At 54.0% G+C, this 265-nt stretch carries 1 protein-coding gene; it reads right to left on the bottom strand.

Annotated features, from left to right (window positions below; genetic code table 11):
• The coding region (locus SB752_RS32610) for a hypothetical protein (RefSeq protein ID WP_410719529.1) at positions 1–224 on the bottom strand (224 nt) is incomplete at its 3' end.
• Positions 225–265: the final 41 nt, after the last annotated feature.

The raw sequence follows: 265 nt of genomic DNA, 5'->3' as shown, positions 1-265 counted from the left end.
GCCGCGTGAATAAGGCGCCGCATTGGCCATGTTTCGGCATACTGACCAAGTACCGAAGCCTCTTTGTCAGCTTGATCGATCGATCCACGGTCGTCGATCACAACAATGATCGACATGTCAGCCGTTAGCGTCTTGCCACGAAGATCGACCAACTTGTAGAGCTCTGATGCGGCGGCTGCCGGATGCGCTGAAATGGCATCGATCTGAGTTTCACCTTGCATCAAGTCGAATCCGTACTCCTTCCCTGACATCCCACGTGCTCGAA

The sequence above is a fragment of the Brevibacillus sp. SIMBA_040 genome, assembly GCF_046535075.1.
In the GTDB taxonomy this organism is placed as follows: domain Bacteria; phylum Bacillota; class Bacilli; order Brevibacillales; family Brevibacillaceae; genus Brevibacillus.
The sequence above is the reverse complement of the archived record's forward strand: the minus strand, read 5'-3'. Positions and strand labels throughout refer to the sequence as shown.